The organism is Caulobacter sp. X, from assembly GCF_002742635.1.
Lineage (GTDB): Bacteria > Pseudomonadota > Alphaproteobacteria > Caulobacterales > Caulobacteraceae > Caulobacter.
In genome coordinates, this window is record NZ_PEGF01000002.1 from 34,615 (window position 1) to 50,131 (window position 15,517).

The 15,517-nt window shown below is 68.2% G+C and carries 16 protein-coding genes; 8 read left to right on the forward strand and 8 right to left on the reverse strand.

Annotated features, from left to right (window positions below):
• Positions 1-69: 69 nt before the first annotated feature.
• Positions 70-2,025: a transglycosylase domain-containing protein gene (locus tag CSW60_RS12475; RefSeq protein ID WP_099537694.1), complete on the reverse strand. Its 1,956-nt coding sequence runs from the start codon at positions 2,023-2,025 to the stop codon at positions 70-72.
• Between the two features lie 195 nt (positions 2,026-2,220).
• On the opposite strand from CSW60_RS12475, the gene recQ reads away from it, so the two are divergent.
• Together recQ and CSW60_RS12485 are read left to right on the forward strand one after the other, a co-directional pair.
• Positions 2,221-4,065 (forward strand): DNA helicase RecQ, encoded by a 1,845-nt coding sequence (gene recQ, locus CSW60_RS12480; RefSeq protein WP_099537695.1) that lies wholly within the window; start codon positions 2,221-2,223, stop codon positions 4,063-4,065.
• Positions 4,066-4,110: 45 nt separating this feature from the next.
• On the forward strand, positions 4,111-4,428 hold the full coding sequence (locus CSW60_RS12485; protein WP_099537696.1) for a hypothetical protein: 318 nt from the start codon (positions 4,111-4,113) through the stop codon (positions 4,426-4,428).
• Positions 4,429-4,507: 79 nt separating this feature from the next.
• On the opposite strand, the gene mmcB is transcribed toward CSW60_RS12485, so the two are convergent.
• On the reverse strand, positions 4,508-4,963 hold the full coding sequence (mmcB, locus tag CSW60_RS12490; RefSeq protein ID WP_099537697.1) for a DNA repair putative endonuclease MmcB: 456 nt from the start codon (positions 4,961-4,963) through the stop codon (positions 4,508-4,510).
• A 133-nt stretch (positions 4,964-5,096) separates the two neighbouring features.
• Here mmcB and CSW60_RS12495 point away from each other — a divergent pair, with 133 nt between their 5' ends.
• Complete coding sequence (locus CSW60_RS12495; protein ID WP_099537698.1) at positions 5,097-5,576, forward strand: MarR family winged helix-turn-helix transcriptional regulator; 480 nt, start codon at positions 5,097-5,099, stop codon at positions 5,574-5,576.
• A gap of 38 nt (positions 5,577-5,614) precedes the next feature.
• On the opposite strand, the gene CSW60_RS12500 is transcribed toward CSW60_RS12495, so the two are convergent.
• The 3 genes from CSW60_RS12500 to CSW60_RS12510 form a co-directional block, all read right to left on the reverse strand.
• On the reverse strand, positions 5,615-5,884 hold the full coding sequence (locus tag CSW60_RS12500; protein WP_099537699.1) for a hypothetical protein: 270 nt from the start codon (positions 5,882-5,884) through the stop codon (positions 5,615-5,617).
• A 49-nt stretch (positions 5,885-5,933) separates the two neighbouring features.
• Positions 5,934-6,473 carry a lipocalin family protein gene (locus CSW60_RS12505; RefSeq protein WP_099537700.1) on the reverse strand — a complete coding sequence of 180 codons (540 nt, stop codon included), beginning with the start codon at positions 6,471-6,473 and terminating at the stop codon, positions 5,934-5,936.
• 149 nt (positions 6,474-6,622) lie between these two features.
• Positions 6,623-7,750, reverse strand: coding sequence for a ferritin-like domain-containing protein (locus CSW60_RS12510; RefSeq protein ID WP_099537701.1), 1,128 nt, complete (start codon positions 7,748-7,750; stop codon positions 6,623-6,625).
• 166 nt (positions 7,751-7,916) lie between these two features.
• On the opposite strand from CSW60_RS12510, the gene CSW60_RS12515 reads away from it, so the two are divergent.
• Entirely contained in the window at positions 7,917-8,621 is a 705-nt protein-coding gene (locus tag CSW60_RS12515) for an NAD-dependent deacylase (protein WP_099537702.1), read from the forward strand.
• Here the strand turns inward: CSW60_RS12515 and CSW60_RS12520 are convergent.
• Positions 8,618-9,268 (reverse strand): class I SAM-dependent methyltransferase, encoded by a 651-nt coding sequence (locus tag CSW60_RS12520; RefSeq protein ID WP_369801038.1) that lies wholly within the window; start codon positions 9,266-9,268, stop codon positions 8,618-8,620. The genes CSW60_RS12515 and CSW60_RS12520 overlap by 4 nt on opposite strands.
• A gap of 95 nt (positions 9,269-9,363) precedes the next feature.
• Here CSW60_RS12520 and CSW60_RS12525 point away from each other — a divergent pair, with 95 nt between their 5' ends.
• A complete protein-coding gene (locus tag CSW60_RS12525; protein WP_099537704.1) occupies positions 9,364-9,846 on the forward strand; it encodes a GFA family protein in 483 nt (160 codons plus the stop codon).
• A 41-nt stretch (positions 9,847-9,887) separates the two neighbouring features.
• Complete coding sequence (locus CSW60_RS23160; protein WP_143324177.1) at positions 9,888-10,712, forward strand: hypothetical protein; 825 nt, start codon at positions 9,888-9,890, stop codon at positions 10,710-10,712.
• Between the two features lie 7 nt (positions 10,713-10,719).
• Here CSW60_RS23160 and CSW60_RS12530 read toward each other — a convergent pair whose 3' ends face one another.
• Entirely contained in the window at positions 10,720-11,124 is a 405-nt protein-coding gene (locus CSW60_RS12530) for an SWIM zinc finger domain-containing protein (RefSeq protein WP_099537705.1), read from the reverse strand.
• On the reverse strand, positions 11,121-11,522 hold the full coding sequence (locus CSW60_RS12535) for a metallopeptidase family protein (RefSeq protein WP_099537706.1): 402 nt from the start codon (positions 11,520-11,522) through the stop codon (positions 11,121-11,123). The genes CSW60_RS12530 and CSW60_RS12535 overlap by 4 nt, the downstream gene beginning before the upstream one ends.
• Positions 11,523-11,676: 154 nt before the next feature.
• Here CSW60_RS12535 and CSW60_RS12540 point away from each other — a divergent pair, with 154 nt between their 5' ends.
• Positions 11,677-13,986 carry an ATP-binding protein gene (locus tag CSW60_RS12540; RefSeq protein ID WP_099537707.1) on the forward strand — a complete coding sequence of 770 codons (2,310 nt, stop codon included), beginning with the start codon at positions 11,677-11,679 and terminating at the stop codon, positions 13,984-13,986.
• A 109-nt stretch (positions 13,987-14,095) separates the two neighbouring features.
• The gene (gene ahcY / locus CSW60_RS12545; RefSeq protein WP_099537708.1) at positions 14,096-15,487 is read left to right on the forward strand and encodes an adenosylhomocysteinase; all 1,392 of its coding nucleotides are present in this window, start codon (positions 14,096-14,098) and stop codon (positions 15,485-15,487) included.
• The last annotated feature ends 30 nt before the right edge of the window (positions 15,488-15,517 follow it).

Consider the following 15,517-nt stretch of genomic DNA (forward strand, 5'->3'; position numbering starts at 1 on the left):
AAGAAGCCGGATAGCCCGCACTTCCCCCTCCGGCCTTCGGCCGCCTCCCCCTCTGGGGGGAGGGTTCCTCTAATAAGGCAGCTGCCCGGGCGGCGGGGCGGTTCCCGCCGGGGTCTCCGCCGCCGCGCCCGTCGGCGTCGGGGTGGGGTTGATCAGGTCGCCGATCGGGTCGGGCGCTTCCGGCGGCGGGGCGACGCCGCCGGGGATCGGGGTGGCCTTCAGGCGCGGCAGGGCGGCGGTCATGAAGTTGCGCCAGATCTCGGCCGGCGCGCCGCCGCCGGTCACGCGGCGCATGGTGGTGTTGTCGTCCTTGCCGGTCCAGACGGCGGTCACGAAGCCGCCGGTGTAGCCGACGAACCAGGCGTCGCGGTAGTCGCTGGTGGTGCCGGTCTTGCCGGCGATGTCGTAGCCCGGGACGTTGGCGCGGGTCCCGGTGCCCGAGGTCACGACCTCGCGCATCATCTGGTTCATGTACTGCAGGGCCGGCGTGCCGATCACCGCGGCGCGGGCCTGCTTGTCGACATTGTGGTCGTACAGGACCTTGCCCTTGGCGGTGCGGATGCGCTCGATGCCGTAGCCCTTGGCCAGGAAGCCGCCGTTCGAGAACGGGGCGTAGGCCTGGGCCATCTCCATCGGCGAGACCTCGACGGCGCCCAGGGCCATCGACGGGTCCAGCTGGATCTTGCTGGTGATGCCGAGGCGGCGGGCGGTGTTGGCGACGTTGCTGGTGCCGACCTCGCTGGCCAGGCGCGCGGCGACCGTGTTGATCGACTGCGCCAGGGCCGTCTGCATCGTGATCTGGCCGAGGTACTTGCCGGTGTAGTTGCGCGGCTCCCAGTTGCCGATCTTCACCGGCTCGTCGACGACCATCATGTCGGGCGTGCGGCCCTGCTCCATGGCGGTCAGGTAGACGAATGGCTTGAAGGCCGAGCCGGCCTGGCGGCGGGCGGTGGTGGCGCGGTCGAACTGGCTGTCGGCGTAGTCGGCGCCGCCGACATAGGCGCGGATGCGGCCTTCGCCGTCGATCGCCACCAGGGCCGACTGCTGGACGCCCTGCTTTTCATAGGCCTCGACGCCCTGCTTGACGGCGCGTTCGGCGGCGACCTGGATCGGCAGGTCCAGGGTGGTCTCGACCACCAGATCCTCGGTCGGCTCGCCGACCAGCGAGCGGACCTGGGCGTCGATATAGTCGGTGAAGTACTGGGCGCGCTGGTTGGCCAGGGTGGCCGAGACCTGCACCGGGGTGCTGAAGGCCTGGTCGCGCTGTTCGGGCGTGATGGCCTTGATGCGCACCATCTCGTCCAGGACGATGGTGGCGCGGCGGGCGGCGCGATCCTTGGCCGAGACCGGCGAATAGCGGGCCGGGCCCTTCATCATGCCGGCCAGCAAGGCCGCTTCGCCGACCGACAGGTCCTTGGCGGGCTTGTTGAAATAGCGCTGCGAGGCGGCCTCGATGCCGTAGGCGCCGGCGCCGAAATAGACCCGGTTCATGTAGAGGGCCAGGATCTGCTTCTTGGAGAACTTCATCTCCAGCCACACGGCCAGGATCAGCTCCTGGGCCTTGCGGCGATAGTTCTGGGCCGGGCTCAGGAACAGGTTGCGGGCCAGCTGCTGGGTGATGGTCGAGCCGCCGCGCTGGGGGCCGTCATGGGTGGCGTTCCACACCGCCGAGCGCACGATGCCCCACGGGTTGAAGCCGAAGTGGTGGTAGAACTGGCGGTCCTCGATCGCCACGAAGGCGGCCGGCACATAGGGCGGCAGGGCGTCGATGTCGACCGGCGGGGCGTACTGGCTGCCGCGCACGGCGAGGAGCGCGCCCGAGCGGTCCAGATAGTTGATCGAGGGCTGGCGCTTGACGTCGTACAGCGTCGAGGTGTCGGGCAGGTCGCGGGCGAACACCGCGAAGAAGGCCACGACGAAGATCAGGCCCCAGATGCCCAGCACGGTTCCCCAGTAGACCAGGGCCTGAAGCGGGGTGCGTTGCGGCTTCGCCGGCTTGTTTCCGCCGAAGGGTCCGTTCGCCATGTTGGTATCGTTCCTGCGCGCGCCGGGGGTCTTTTAGCGCGATCCGTTTAGCCGAACCCCACAGAACGCGCGACAAGATTGACGAGATATGAACGCGGCGGTTTTCGGGCGCTCGCCGAGCACGGACTTCACAGAAACGTCGGCGCCAGCGATCCTGCCTTGGCGCGGCGCGGGCGGACCGCCATAACCACGCCCGTGTACGTTCCTCCCGAATCCCCAGAGCTCGATCAGGCGCGCGACGTCCTGCGCCGCACCTTCGGTCACGCCGATTTCCGCGGCATGCAGGCCGGGGTGGTCAATGAGATCCTGGCCGGACGCAGCGCCATGGCCGTGCTGCCCACGGGCGGCGGCAAGAGCCTCTGCTACCAGATCCCGTCGCTGATCCGGCCGGGCGTTGGCCTGGTCGTCTCGCCGCTGATCGCCCTGATGGCCGATCAGGTCCAGGGCCTGCGCCAGGCCGGGGTGGCGGCCGAGCGGCTGGACAGCAACATCTCGCTGGACGAGCGCTCGGACATCTGGCGGCGCATCGACGCCGGCGAGGTCGACCTGCTGTACCTCTCGCCCGAAGGCTTGATGCAGCCGTGGATGCTGGAGCGCCTGTCGCGCACGCCGCTGGCCCTGGTCGCCGTCGACGAGGCCCACTGCGTCAGCCAGTGGGGCCACGACTTCCGGCCCGAATACCGGATGCTGGGGCGGCTGGCCGAGCTCTTCCCCGACGTGCCGCGCCTGGCGGTCACCGCCACCGCCGACGCCCGGACGCGGGACGACATCCGCGCCGAGCTGCGCCTAGAGGGCGCGGCCGAGTTCGTCGACAGCTTCGCCCGCCCGGAACTCGCCCTTAGCGCCGAGCGCAAGCGCGGCAAGGGCCACGACCGGGTCGTCGAGCTGGTCTTGGAGCGGCGGGGCCGCTCGGGCGTCGTCTATGCCGGCTCGCGCGACGCCACCGAGAAGTTGGCCGAGAAACTCAACGCCGAAGGCGTGCCGGCCCTGGCCTATCACGCGGGCCTGGACAAGGCCGTGCGCGCTCGCCGGCTGGAGGACTTCCTCGAGGCCGACGCGGCGGTGATGGTGGCGACGATCGCGTTCGGCATGGGCGTCGACAAGCCCGACGTCCGCTTCGTGATCCACGCCGACCCGCCGGCCGCCATCGAGGCCTATTGGCAGGAGGTCGGCCGCGCCGGCCGCGACCGCCAGCCGGCCGAGGGCATCACCCTCTACGGCTCGGCCGACATGGCCTGGGCCGCGCGCCGCATCGAGACCCGCGAGGCGCCCGACGAGGTCAAGCAGGTCCAGTCCCGCAAGCTCCGCCAGTTCTACGCCATGCTCGAGGGCGTCACCTGCCGCGCGGCGGCGGTGCGGCGCTATTTCGGCGAGGAGGGCGTGGCCCGTTGCGGGGTCTGCGACATCTGCGTCTCGCCGCCGGCCGCGACCGACGCCACCGAGGCCGCGCAAAAGGCCCTGTCGGCCGTCCACCGGCTGGGCGGGCGCCTGGGGCGCGGCCGCGTGATCGAGCACCTGCTGGGCAAGACCAAGGACTTCACGCCCAGCGAGGCCCAGCTGCCGACCTTCGGCATCGGCCGCGAGATGAGCCAGCCGGCCTGGCGCGACCTCTTCGACACCCTGATCTTCGAGGGCCTGCTGCGCGAGGACCCCAACGACGGCCGGCCGCTGATCGGCCTGGGCGACGTCGAGGGCGTGCGCCAGGTCTATCGCGGCGAGCGACGGGTGGCCTTGCGCCAGATGGTCGACGCGCCCGAGAGCGGCGGTCGCGCCGGGGGCGCGCGCAAGCGCCGCGAGGGCAAGGCCCTGGCGATCCCGGCCGAGAACCAGGTGCTGTTCGAGGCCCTGCGCGCCTGGCGCAAGGAGGCGGCGCAGCTGCAGCACGTGCCGCCCTACGTCATCTTCCACGACGCCACCCTGGCCGAGATCGCCGCCGCGCGACCGACCACCCTGGCCGCCCTCGGCAAGGCCGGCGGCGTGGGTCAGGGCAAGCTCGATCGCTATGGCGAGGCGGTTTTGAAGGTCGTGCGGGAGAACTAAAGCGGCCGGGACGTGTTAGTGTGGCTCAAGCCGAGGAGCCTCCCCATGACCGACATCAGCAGCTTCACCCCCGACACCGCGTCCGCCGCCCTGGGCGACGCCGAGAAGATCGCGACCGAAAAGAGCAAGCGCGCCAAGGAAGCGGTCAGCAAGGCCATGAAGTCCGCGCGCGAGACCGCCGCCGAAGTCGCCGAACAGACCCGCACCTTCGCCGCCGAAAAGGCCAAGGTCGGCGCGGCCTGGACCCGCGACAAGGCCCAGGTGGCGCACCAGGTCGCTGAAGAGCGTCCGATCGTCGTCGCCCTGAGCGCCTTCGCCATCGGCCTGGGCGTCGGCTTCCTGATCGCCCGCGCCCGCGACTAAGAGATCACGCTCTTACCTTTTGCCTTGACGCATTTTTCTTCACGCGAACCGGGACCACTTCGCTCGAAAAGTGCTCTCCCTAGAGGCTAAGGCGCTCGGCGTTCACCCCCGCCGCCCGCAAGGCGGCGAGGCGGGCGAACGCCAGCGTCAGGGCCTTGCGACGCGCCGGCGCCAGAGGGGTGAGCGGCGCCTCGCGCACGACCGCGCCGCCAAAGCCGTCGGCGACCAACAAGCCCGGCTCGTCGGGCAGGACGCCTTCCGGGAAATTGGGCGCGACGGCGAAGTAGAAGGCGTCGCAGAACGGCGCGTATTCGCCCCACTTCCGGTCGACCCGGAAGTCTTCCAAGCTCGACTTCACCTCGACGATCAGCACGTCGCCCTTGGGTCCTAGCGCCATCAGGTCGGCGCGCCGCCCGTTGGGCAAGGTGACCTCGGCCAGCGGCGCATAGCCCAGATCGACGAGCAGCCGCGCCGCCCCGCGCGTGACGGCGAGGGTGGTTTCGGGGCGGCTCTGCAGCTGGATGATGACGTCCACGCCGCGATCATGTTCCAGCTTTGTTCGCGGATCAAGAGGGGGCCACCGCGCGGCGGAGCCTTGGGTCGCCCAGAAAAATTATCGCGATATGTTTTATGGCGTCGACACCCTATATGAGGCGTAGGAGACGTCCATGACCGACACACCCCCGCCCCCCCTCGACGGCCAGCTCTGCTACGCGATCTATTCCGCCGGCATCGCCATTCAGCGGACCTACAAGCCTCTGCTCGACGCGCTGGGCCTGACCTATCCGCAGTATCTGGTGCTGAACGTGCTGTGGGCCGAGGACGGCCAGTCGGTTGGGCGTCTCGCCGACCAGCTGGCGCTGGAGTCCAGCACGCTGACGCCGCTGCTCAAGCGCCTCGAGGCGGCGGGCATGGTGCGGCGCGCGCGCAATCCCGACAACGAGCGCCAGGTAATCATCACCCTGACCCCCGCCGGGCGCGCCATTCGCGAGAAGGCCGGCTGTCTCGCGGCGGCCTTGCTGGAGACGTCCGGCCATGCGCTCGCGGACCTGAACGACCTCAATCGCCAGGTCCGCGACCTGCGCGACGACATCTACCGCGGCATGGGCGGCTGGCGCGTCGGGGCCGAGCGAGCGGACGAGGCCTGATCCTTCGCGAGCTTGACCGGTCGTGAGCCTGGCCAGCTTCAGCCGGCCTTCGGCTCGTAGACAACGCGGCACTCGCCGTCGATCGTCGTATAGCGATGGCTGGCCGCGTCCACGAACGAGACGCGGCCTTCGTCGTACTCGACCTTGCCGGTAGACCGGCCCTTGAAGGTCTCGGTTCCGTAGCTCCAGCAGACGATGTCGGCCGGGCGATCGGTCCAGGTCGCGTCGTTACGGGCGCGCTTGCTGTCGGTGCAGCCGGCGGCGGCGAGGGCGCCGGCGAGGGCGAGGAAGGTCAGGGCGGTTCTCATGGCGCCACTCTTCCACGGCGTTCGTCGCGCCGGAAGCCCTGGCCTTGGGTCAGCCCCAGGGCCCCGGCTGCTTGGTCTGTCGCAGCATGCCGACGTCGTAGCCCAGGGCCTTGGCTCGCGCGGTCAGCGCCTCGCGGTCGGCCGGGGTGGGGACGCGGCGCGACAGCAGCCAGAGATACTTCCCCGAGCCTTCGCCGACGATCGCCCAGCTGTAGTCGTCGGCCCGGTCCAGCACCCAGTAGTCGCCGAAGAAGGGGCCGAAGAAGCTGACCTTCAGCTTGGCGTTGGTGGTGGCGTCGACGATCTTGGCCTTGCCCTCGGCCGTCTTGATCGGTCCGTCGAGCGCGCCCTGGCGGCAGGTGTTCAGAACGCGGATCAGGCCGTCGGTGCGCTTGGAATATTCGGCGGTGACGCCCTCGCAGCCCTTCTCGAAGCGCATGTCGTAGCGGGCGACCTCGTACCATTTGCCCAGATAGCGATCGAGCTCGACCGCCTTGGCCGGCTGGGGCGGGTTCGGATTGCCGCTGGGGCCGGAGACGCAGGCGCTCAGGGACAGGACGAGCGGCAGGGCGAGCAGGGCGGCGCGCATGGAATCTCCGGGCTGGGGCGCCCTTGAAGGCGGGCGCTCTGACGATACGCCCTCGCACGCTTGGCGGATGGGCGCGAAGCCCCAAAACGACGACCGCCCCGCCGGGGTTCCGACGGGGCGGCGCTGCGCCGGCGGGGTGGTGGGAAACCCTACTCGGCGGCGATGCTGACCGCCGCCACCGGGCGGTCCTTGAAGTTGATGGCTTGCAGGTAGCGGATGCCTTCCTCGGCGATGTCGTCGCCGACCATCCGCTCGCCCTCGCGCTTCAGTTCGTCGAGATCGACGTACATGGCGTAGAAGGCCCGCGTGCGGTCGGTGATGATGCCCGCGTTCAGCAGCGTCTTGACCAGCACCCGGAAGATGTTGGTCTGCTCCTTCATGTTCTCCCGACGCACGTCGTCGGTCATGATCTTCCCGTACTCCTCGACCACCTTGTCGGGGTCCAGGCCGAACTCGGCGTAGAGATCCAGCTGCTGGTGCGGTGAGACCAGGTTGAACAGCAGGGTCTGGAAGCAGTGCGCCGCCCAGTCCTCGATGATCGCGTGCTCCTCGGCGCTGAGCTTGGGCACCGTGCGGTCGGCCCAGATCTTCCCGAACTTGTGGTGGAAGGCCTCGTCGGTCATCACCAGTTGCAGCAGCTTCTTGCCGACCGGATCGTTGATCGTGTTGAAGAAGGTGGCGAAGGCGCCCATGGCCAGGCCCTCGACCAGCATCTGCATGCCGATGATCTTCTTGTAGACCTCGGGCGCGCCGATGATCTCGACCAGCAGGCTCTTCAGGGCCGGGCCGCACTCGACCGGCTTGCCCCAACGAGCCTTGATGTACTTGGCGAAGGCCGTGACGTGGCGGGCCTCTTCGCGGGTCTGGTTGGCGGCGTATTCCTGCGCGCCCTGGTCCCGCAGCACGTGGCACAGGCTGGCCGACAGGTTCAGCGCGCCCTGCTCGCCGTGCAGGATCGACGAGAAGTTCCGCAGCACCGACTGGTTGATGAAGCGGATGCGCTGCTTCGGATCGGACAGATGGTTGGAGACGTAGTCGGTCGACAGGGCGATGACCATGTCCTCGGGAACCAGCGCCTGGTTCTCCATGTCGAACGGCTCGTCGAAATCGATATAGGCCTTGTCCAGCGGGTCCCAGAAGTGGTCGTGGGTCGCGGAGATGATCTTGTCGAACGCGGTCGAGCGGTTGTTGTACCGGTCGAGTTCGAGCATCGCCTCGAAGTCGTCCGGCGCCACCGCGTCATACATGGCGTCCTTGGTGATGTTCTTGTCCGTCATGGCGTGGCTCCCTAATCGCCCCGTGTCATGGCTTTGAGCGACATGGCTTTGACGGGCCCGTCTTGCGCGGGCCTTCGTCGATCTGAACACTGTCAACTCAACGCTTGACGCGGGTCAAATGAAAAATGACGGAGGCGTCAGGTTTGTTGACCAAGAGGGACCGGGGATGAAGATCTTCGTGCTGACCGGAGCGGGCGTCTCCGCCGAGAGCGGCCTGGGCACCTTCCGCGACAAGGACGGGGTCTGGACGAAGTACGACCTGCGCGAGGTCGCCACGCCCGAGGGCTTCGCGCGCGATCCGGCCCTGGTGCGCGCCTTCTACAACGCCCGCCGCGCCAATCTGGCCGAGGCTTCGCCCAACGCCGCGCACGCGGCCCTGGCGCGGCTGGAGGCCGAGCTGGCGGCGCGCGGCGGCGAGCTCTTCCTCTGCACCCAGAACGTCGACGACCTGCACGAGAAGGCGGGCTCTCGGCGCGTGGTCCACATGCATGGCGAGCTGGCCGTCACCCGCTGCGACCACTGCCAGGCGCTGAAGCCCGACATGACGCCCCTGACCGCCGAGGCCGTCTGCGAGGCCTGCGGGCGGGCGGACGGCGCGCGGCCCCACGTCGTCTGGTTCGGCGAGATGCCACTGTTCCTGGACGAGATCGACGAGGCCCTGTCGCGCGCCGACCTCTTCGTCTCGATCGGCACCTCGGGCGCGGTCTATCCCGCCGCCGGCTTCGTGGCCGAGGCGCGGGCGATGGGCGTGGCGACCTGCGAGATCAATCTGGAGCCCTCCGCCAACGCCTACATGTTCGACGAGAAGCTCTATGGCCCGGCCAGCGAGCTCGTGCCGACCTGGGGCGAGCGGGTGCTCAAGGCGCTTTAGGCGACCCGCGCCACGCCCTGTTCGCACCAGCCCATCGGGCGCGGGGCCTTGTCGAAGTAGAACCGCCGGCCCTCGTGAACCTGGAAGCCAGCCGCCTCGACCGTCGCCGTCACCGGTCGCGTCAGATGGCAGCCGCCCGCCAGCCGCTTCCACAACGGCTCGATGCGCCTTTGCCAGCGCGACACGCCGGCGTCGGGCGACAGGCCGTGCTCGCAGAACAGGAAGGTCCCGCCCGGCTTCAGCACCCGCCGCGTCTCGGCCAGCACGGCCGCCGGCGAGCGCACCGAGCAGAGGGTGAAGGTGCACAGCACCGTGTCGAACCGCGCGTCGGCGAAGGGCAGGGCCTCGGCCTCGCCCGCCAGGATCTCGATCTTGAGTCCGTCGGGACGCGGGGCGTTCTCGGCGAGGGTCCGTAACTCGGGCGAAGGATCGACGCCGGTGACGCGGGTGGCGCGCGCGGGATCGTAGAAGGCCAGGTTCAGGCCGCCGCCGATTCCCAGCTCCAGCACCTCGCCCGCCGCGCGGGGCGCGAGTTCCGCCCGTCGCTCGCGGAAGGCCGGCGCACCGCAGGCGCAGCACAGCAGCTTCGGCAGGATGTAACGCTCGTACCAGGACGCCATGGCGGTTGTCCTCCCCGCGCCCAGCAGAGCGTCGCGGCGAGCGCGGGGTCAAGCCGCGCTCCTGACAGATCTGGCAGCAATCAGGTTTATTCGGAAACGATCAGCCGCGCTGGAGACGCCCCATGCCCAAAGCCCTGAAGCCGCCCGCCGAGGAAGCCGAGGGATCCTGCGCCTGTGGCGGCGTTCGCCTGGCGATCGGCGTGCCGGCGCGGTGGGCGTTCCACGATCACTCGGCCGCCAGCCGCCGGGCCCAGAGCTGCGCCTATGTCACCTATGTCGCCAGCTACCGCAGCCGCTTCCGCTGGCTAGAGGGCGAGGACCTGATCACGCGCCATGAGCACGAGGGGACCACGCGCGGCTTCTGCGCCCGGTGCGGGACGCCGCTGTTCATGACCCGCCAGCGCGCGCCGACCATGATCAACCTGCCCCGCGCCCTGTTCGCGACCCGCACCGGCCGCGAGCCGCGCTACCACACCCACCTCGACGAGGCGCCGGACTGGGCCTATGGCGGCGGCAAGCTGGTCCCGCTGAAGGGCTATCCCGGCGTGATGTGGGAACGGCCTAAGGCCAAGCCCAGGCGCAAGCCGATCGACGACTTTCTGTAAGAAGATGAGATCGCTTTCGAGATAATCTTTGGAAACTACCGATGTACTGGATCAAGGACCATGTGGAACGTGTTCGAGGGTTGGTCCAAAACGGCACCGAAGCCTCTTTAACCTACGCCGCTTTGGAATGCCGATTGGCCTTGGAGCGGGTCTGTTACGACAGGCTCAGGGTGTCGCATGCATATATTTCCCCAGAGGATATTGGCCGATGGCAGCCACGGGACGTTGTTAATAGGCTCATCCAGGATGTGGATCCGCATGTCGCTTCCAGCTTTACGATCTCGATAGCTAAGACGCCGGCAGGAAGCGTGCCGGAGGAAGACGAAGAGTATGTGGAAATAGGCCGACAGGCCGGCTTCGATGCGAAGAGGCTTGGCCGCATCTGGAATGCGTTAAGTAACTTTCTTCACGTTCAAATGCCGAAGGTCGGGGACGTGGAGGTGAAGCCGTTTGGGGGTCGCGAAAAGCTAAAGCGAAAAATCGATGAGGCCCTGGAAATACTGGAGGAAATCCAGTTAGGAACACTAATTTCAAGTGGGATGGGCGAGGTAGTCAAATTTACTTGCGGCTGTGGCGCAGAAAATAAGCGACGAGCCTGCCTCTTAAAGGAGGGGCAGACGGTCAGTTGCATAAATCCAAAATGTAGAGAGAAGTGGGCTGTGCATTTGGAAGGCGATGCGATCGGCTTCCAAAGAAAATCAATAGCATTGGTGTGCCTGTCATGTCGGGCTGAGAGTAAATTTTCCGAAGATTGGATTCTAGATATTAGATCCAATCAGCAATTCCAGCTTGATTGCGAGTGCGGTGCGTCAACTAGATTTGCATGGCGTTTGATGCATTTTGTGCCTGCCGAAGGCGGCTCTTGAATCTGGACTAACGCCCCTCCAGCGCCGCCAGCACCGCCGGCTGCAGACGGGCCAGCTCGGCGAGGCGCTCGATCAGGGCCTCCTTGCTGTCCACCGCCAGGCCGTCGCGCAGGCGGGCCATGCGGTCGCGGACCTTCCCGAGGTCGGCGGCGTTGGCGGCGGCGACCACGGCCGCCTGGTGCTTGCAGGCGCCGAACTTCTCGAAGCCGGGGCAGGTGCAGGTTCCATCGCCGGCCGGCGCCCACAGCTGCACGACATAGAGGTCGCCGACGCTGCCGGTGACGTGGGCGGTGACCTTCTCGTCCTCGATCGCGACAAGGTCGACATCGCCCTTCTCGGCCATGGCCACGCCGGTGTCGAACCAGCGCTCGTCCATGCGCTCGCGCCACGTGTCGGTGTCGAACAGACTCATGCCTCGTCCTCGATACGGTGGATGTCGTCGTCCGACAGGCCGAAATGGTGGCCGATTTCGTGGACCAGCACGTGGGTGATCAGCTCGCCCAGGCTGACGTCGCCGCGCTCGGCCCATTCGTCGAGGATCGGCCGGCGGTACAGGAACACCCGCGACGGCTGGGTGGCGAAATCGAGCACCGAGCGCTGGGAAAGGTCGACGCCCTGATAGAGGCCGGTCAGCTCGAAGGGGTCGGGGATGCCGAGCGCCTCCAGCACCTCCTCGTCGGGAAAGTCGTCGACCCGGATCACCACGTCGCCCGCTAGTTGGCGGAAGCCTTCGGGTAGGGCGTCGAAGGCCGCCTTGCCCAGGGCGGCGAAGTCGTCCAGCGACGGGGCGAGGCGATCGGACCAGGTCATGGACTTCCAAATAGAGCGATTGGCCGGCGGCGCCAGCGCCCGTTTCCCCGAAATCGCGATGGCGGTTCGTGGACGGCCTTGATCGCGCTCTGGTCATGGCCCGACTAATCTGGGATTCTGATTCGAAGACCCGCTGGGGCAGCGACCCGTTTTGATGACTTCGTATGACCTGATCCTCGCGGCCGCGGCCGGGGCGGTTTGCCTCGCGCTTTGCGTCGCCCTGTGGGCGTTCGGACAGCGGCGGGGCTTCGAGGCGCGGATCGCGGCGCTGAAGGCGCGCTTAGCCCTGCAGGGCGGCGACGCCGAGGCGCCGGCCTGGGTCGAGGCCTTCGACTCCGCCGTCATCGCCGTCGAGGGCGGCCGCGCCAGCTTGATGGCGGGCGCCGAGGGCCTTTCCGCCTGCGCCCAGGTGCTGGGCGTTCCCGCCGACGTCCAGGCGGTGGTCGCCGCCCTGGGCGGCGCGGATCCAGACCACGCCCACAAGCTTTCCGCCCTGTTCGAGCGCGGCCAGTCCTGCGCCTTCGACGCGCGCGGGCGCGGCGGCTGGGTCTCGGTCGAGGGCCGCGCGGCCGGAGCCATGGCCTGGCTGCGCCTGGCGCCGGTCAGCGGCCATGACGCGGGCCTGCCCTCGGCGGCGCGCTTCGCCGCCTTCGTCGACAGCGTGGTCGAGCCCGCCTGGATCGCCGGCGCCGACGGCCAGGCCGTCTGGGGCAACACCGCCTTCGTCCGCGCCGTCGGGGCCAGCGCCGCCTCGGCGCCCGCCCTGCTGGGCAAGAGCTTCGACCGCGCGGTCGACGCCATGGTCGTCGAGGCCGCCGCCAAGGGCGAGCGCAAGGAAGCGATCCGCTGGGTGAACCTCGAGGGGCGCCGCCGCGCGTTCCGGCTTTCCGCCCAGCCGCTGGAAGGCGGCGGGGTCGGCGTGTTCTGCGCCGACGTGACCGAGATCGAGGACGTTCGCGACGCCTTCAAGAAGCATGTCGAGGCCCACGACGAGACCCTGAACCACATCGCCGAGGCCGTGGCGATCTTCAGCGCCACCCGCCGCCTGTCGTTCCACAACACCGCCTTCGCCGAGCTCTGGGGGCTGGAGCCTGCCTGGTTGGCCGACCGTCCGACCCACGGCGAGATCCTCGATCGCCTGCGCCAGCGCCGCCGCCTGCCCGAGACGATCGACTACGCCGGCTGGAAGGCCGCCGAACTGGCCCGCTACGAGAGCCTGGGCCCCCAGGCCGACGACCTCTGGCACCTGCCCGACGGCCGCACGCTCAAGGTCGTGCGCCAGCCGCACCCGCTGGGCGGCATGCTGCTGATCTATTCCGACATCACCGGCGAGCTACGCCTGAAGGCCCAGTATAACGCCCTGATCCAGGTGCAGCAGGCCACGCTGGACAAGCTGAACGACGCCGTCGCCGTGTTCGGCTCGGACGGCCGCCTGCGCCTGCACAACGAAGCCTTCGAGACCTTCTGGAACGTCACGCCGCACGCCCTCGAGGCGGCCGGCGACTTCGAAGGCGTGGTCGAGCTGTGCGTGCCGCGTCTGCATGACCTGGCCTTCTGGCGCGAGCTGAAGGGCCGTGTGGCCGATCCCGATCCGCAGATGCGCGCCCCGACCTCGGGTGAGGTGCGCACCTCGGACGACCGCATCGTCGTCTATCAGAGCCGGCCGCTGCCGGACGGCGCGACCCTGATCGCCTTCGCCGACGTCACCGACACCCGCGAGCTGCAGAGCGCCCTGGCGGACCGCTCCGCCGCGCTCGACGAGGCCGAGCGCCTGAAGCGCGACTTCGTCGGCAACGTCTCCTACGAGCTGCGCACGCCGCTGACGACGATCATCGGCTATTCCGAACTGCTGGAGCGGGCCGACGGCCTGTCGGAGCGCGGCCGCAACCACGTGGCCGCCGTCCGCGCCGCCGCCACCCAGCTGGCCCGCTCGATCGACGATGTCTTGGACATGGCCCAGATCGACGCCGGCGAAATGGCCTTGGAGATCCAGGACATCCGCGTCTCGGACCTCCTGATGAACGCCCAGGAACGCGCCCTGAAGGACGCCCAGCTGGGCGCGGTGACCCTGGCTGTCGAGTGCGAGGAGGACGTCGGCCTGATCCGCGGCGACGCCAAACGCCTGGCCCAGACCCTGGACCACCTGGTCGAGAACGCCTTGCGCCAGACGCCGCCCGGCGGCCGCGTGACCCTGTCGGCGCGCCGGGCCCTGGGCGAGGTGCGGTTGGATGTCTCAGACACGGGGCGGGGCGTGCCGTTCCACGTCCAGGCCCACATCTTCGACCGCTTTGTCGGCCGCGATCGCGGCGGGCCTGGCCTGGGCCTGGCCCTGGTCAAGGCGCTGGTCGAGCTGCACGGCGGCTGGGTGGCGCTGGAGAGCGAGCCGGGCAATGGCTCGACCTTCACCTGCCACCTGCCCGAGAACCAGCCGCCCGGGGCGTCGCAGCCGGAGCTGGGATTCTAGCGATTAGCCCGACTTGAGTATCGCATAAGGATATCTTTATGCGTTAATTGCTCGGAAGGGCTGGGCAGGGTATAAGCCTGCCCAAGATCCCATCCCGCAGGAGCCGCTCGTGGCCGACTATATCGTCAAGGACATCTCGCTCGCCGATTACGGCCGCAAGGAAATCGCTATCGCCGAGACCGAGATGCCGGGCCTGATGGCCACGCGCGCCGAGTACGGCCCCAAGCAGGTCCTGAAGGGCGCCCGCATCGCCGGCAGCCTGCACATGACCATCCAGACCGCCGTGCTGATCGAGACCCTGGTGGCCCTGGGCGCCGAGGTCCGCTGGGCCTCGTGCAACATCTTCTCGACCCAGGATCACGCCGCGGCCGCCATCGCCGCCGCCGGCATCCCGGTCTTCGCCTTCAAGGGCGAGAACCTGGTCGAGTACTGGGAATACGCCCACAAGATCTTCGAGTGGCACGACGGCGGTTATCCGAACCTGATCCTCGACGACGGCGGCGACGCCACCCTGCTCTGCGTGCTGGGCCCCAAGGCCGAGAAGGATCCGTCGATCCTCGACAACCCGCAGAACGAGGAAGAAGAAGCCCTCTACGCCGTGATGAAGAAGTACCTGGCCGAGAAGCCGGGCTTCTACTCGGCGATCCGTTCGGCCATCGGCGGCGTCTCGGAAGAGACCACCACGGGCGTCCACCGCCTGTATCACATGGCCCAGAAGGGCGAGCTGCCGTTCCCGGCCATCAACGTCAACGACAGCGTCACCAAGTCCAAGTTCGACAACCTGTACGGCTGCCGTGAAAGCCTGGTCGACGCGATCCGTCGCGGCACCGACGTCATGCTGTCGGGCAAGGTCGCGGTGGTCTGCGGCTATGGCGACGTGGGCAAGGGCTCGGCCGCCTCGCTGCGCCAAGGCGGCGCCCGCGTGATCGTCACCGAGATCGACCCGATCTGCGCCCTGCAGGCGGCCATGGAAGGCTACGAGGTCCAGACCCTGGCCGACGTCGCCGACAAGGCCGACATCTTCGTGACGGCGACCGGCAACAAGGACGTCATCACGCTGGACGACATGCGGAAGATGAAAAACAACGCCATCGTCTGCAACATCGGTCACTTCGACTCGGAAATTCAGATCGCCGCCCTGCGCAACTACAAGTGGGACGAGATCAAGCCGCAGGTCCACCACGTGGAATTCCCGGACGGCAAGAAGCTGATCGTGCTGTCGGAAGGGCGCCTCGTGAACCTGGGCAACGCCACCGGCCACCCCTCGTTCGTGATGTCGGCCTCGTTCACCAACCAGACCCTGGCCCAGATCGAGCTGTGGACCAACAAGTCCAAGTACGAGAACCAAGTCTACACCCTGCCCAAGCACCTCGACGAGAAGGTCGCCTTCCTGCACCTGGAGAAGCTGGGCGCGAAGCTGACCACCCTGCGCAAGGACCAGGCCGACTATATCGGCGTGCCGGAAAAGGGTCCGTTCAAGCCGGATCACTACCGCTACTAAGCCGTCCATCTTTCGGCTTTCGGAGGGCTC

What these genes read in the sequence shown, in the direction of transcription:
- CSW60_RS12475 (WP_099537694.1), bottom strand. Translation starts at nt 2,025, where the DNA reads ATGGCGAACGGACCCTTCGGCGGAAACAAGCCGGCGAAGCCGCAACGC.
- CSW60_RS12485 (WP_099537696.1), top strand. Translation starts at nt 4,111, where the DNA reads ATGACCGACATCAGCAGCTTCACCCCCGACACCGCGTCCGCCGCCCTG.
- CSW60_RS12495 (WP_099537698.1), top strand. Translation starts at nt 5,097, where the DNA reads ATGACCGACACACCCCCGCCCCCCCTCGACGGCCAGCTCTGCTACGCG.
- CSW60_RS12500 (WP_099537699.1), bottom strand. Translation starts at nt 5,884, where the DNA reads ATGAGAACCGCCCTGACCTTCCTCGCCCTCGCCGGCGCCCTCGCCGCC.
- CSW60_RS12505 (WP_099537700.1), bottom strand. Translation starts at nt 6,473, where the DNA reads ATGCGCGCCGCCCTGCTCGCCCTGCCGCTCGTCCTGTCCCTGAGCGCC.
- CSW60_RS12510 (WP_099537701.1), bottom strand. Translation starts at nt 7,750, where the DNA reads ATGACGGACAAGAACATCACCAAGGACGCCATGTATGACGCGGTGGCG.
- CSW60_RS12515 (WP_099537702.1), top strand. Translation starts at nt 7,917, where the DNA reads ATGAAGATCTTCGTGCTGACCGGAGCGGGCGTCTCCGCCGAGAGCGGC.
- CSW60_RS12525 (WP_099537704.1), top strand. Translation starts at nt 9,364, where the DNA reads ATGCCCAAAGCCCTGAAGCCGCCCGCCGAGGAAGCCGAGGGATCCTGC.
- CSW60_RS23160 (WP_143324177.1), top strand. Translation starts at nt 9,888, where the DNA reads ATGTACTGGATCAAGGACCATGTGGAACGTGTTCGAGGGTTGGTCCAA.
- CSW60_RS12530 (WP_099537705.1), bottom strand. Translation starts at nt 11,124, where the DNA reads ATGAGTCTGTTCGACACCGACACGTGGCGCGAGCGCATGGACGAGCGC.
- CSW60_RS12535 (WP_099537706.1), bottom strand. Translation starts at nt 11,522, where the DNA reads ATGACCTGGTCCGATCGCCTCGCCCCGTCGCTGGACGACTTCGCCGCC.
- CSW60_RS12540 (WP_099537707.1), top strand. Translation starts at nt 11,677, where the DNA reads ATGACTTCGTATGACCTGATCCTCGCGGCCGCGGCCGGGGCGGTTTGC.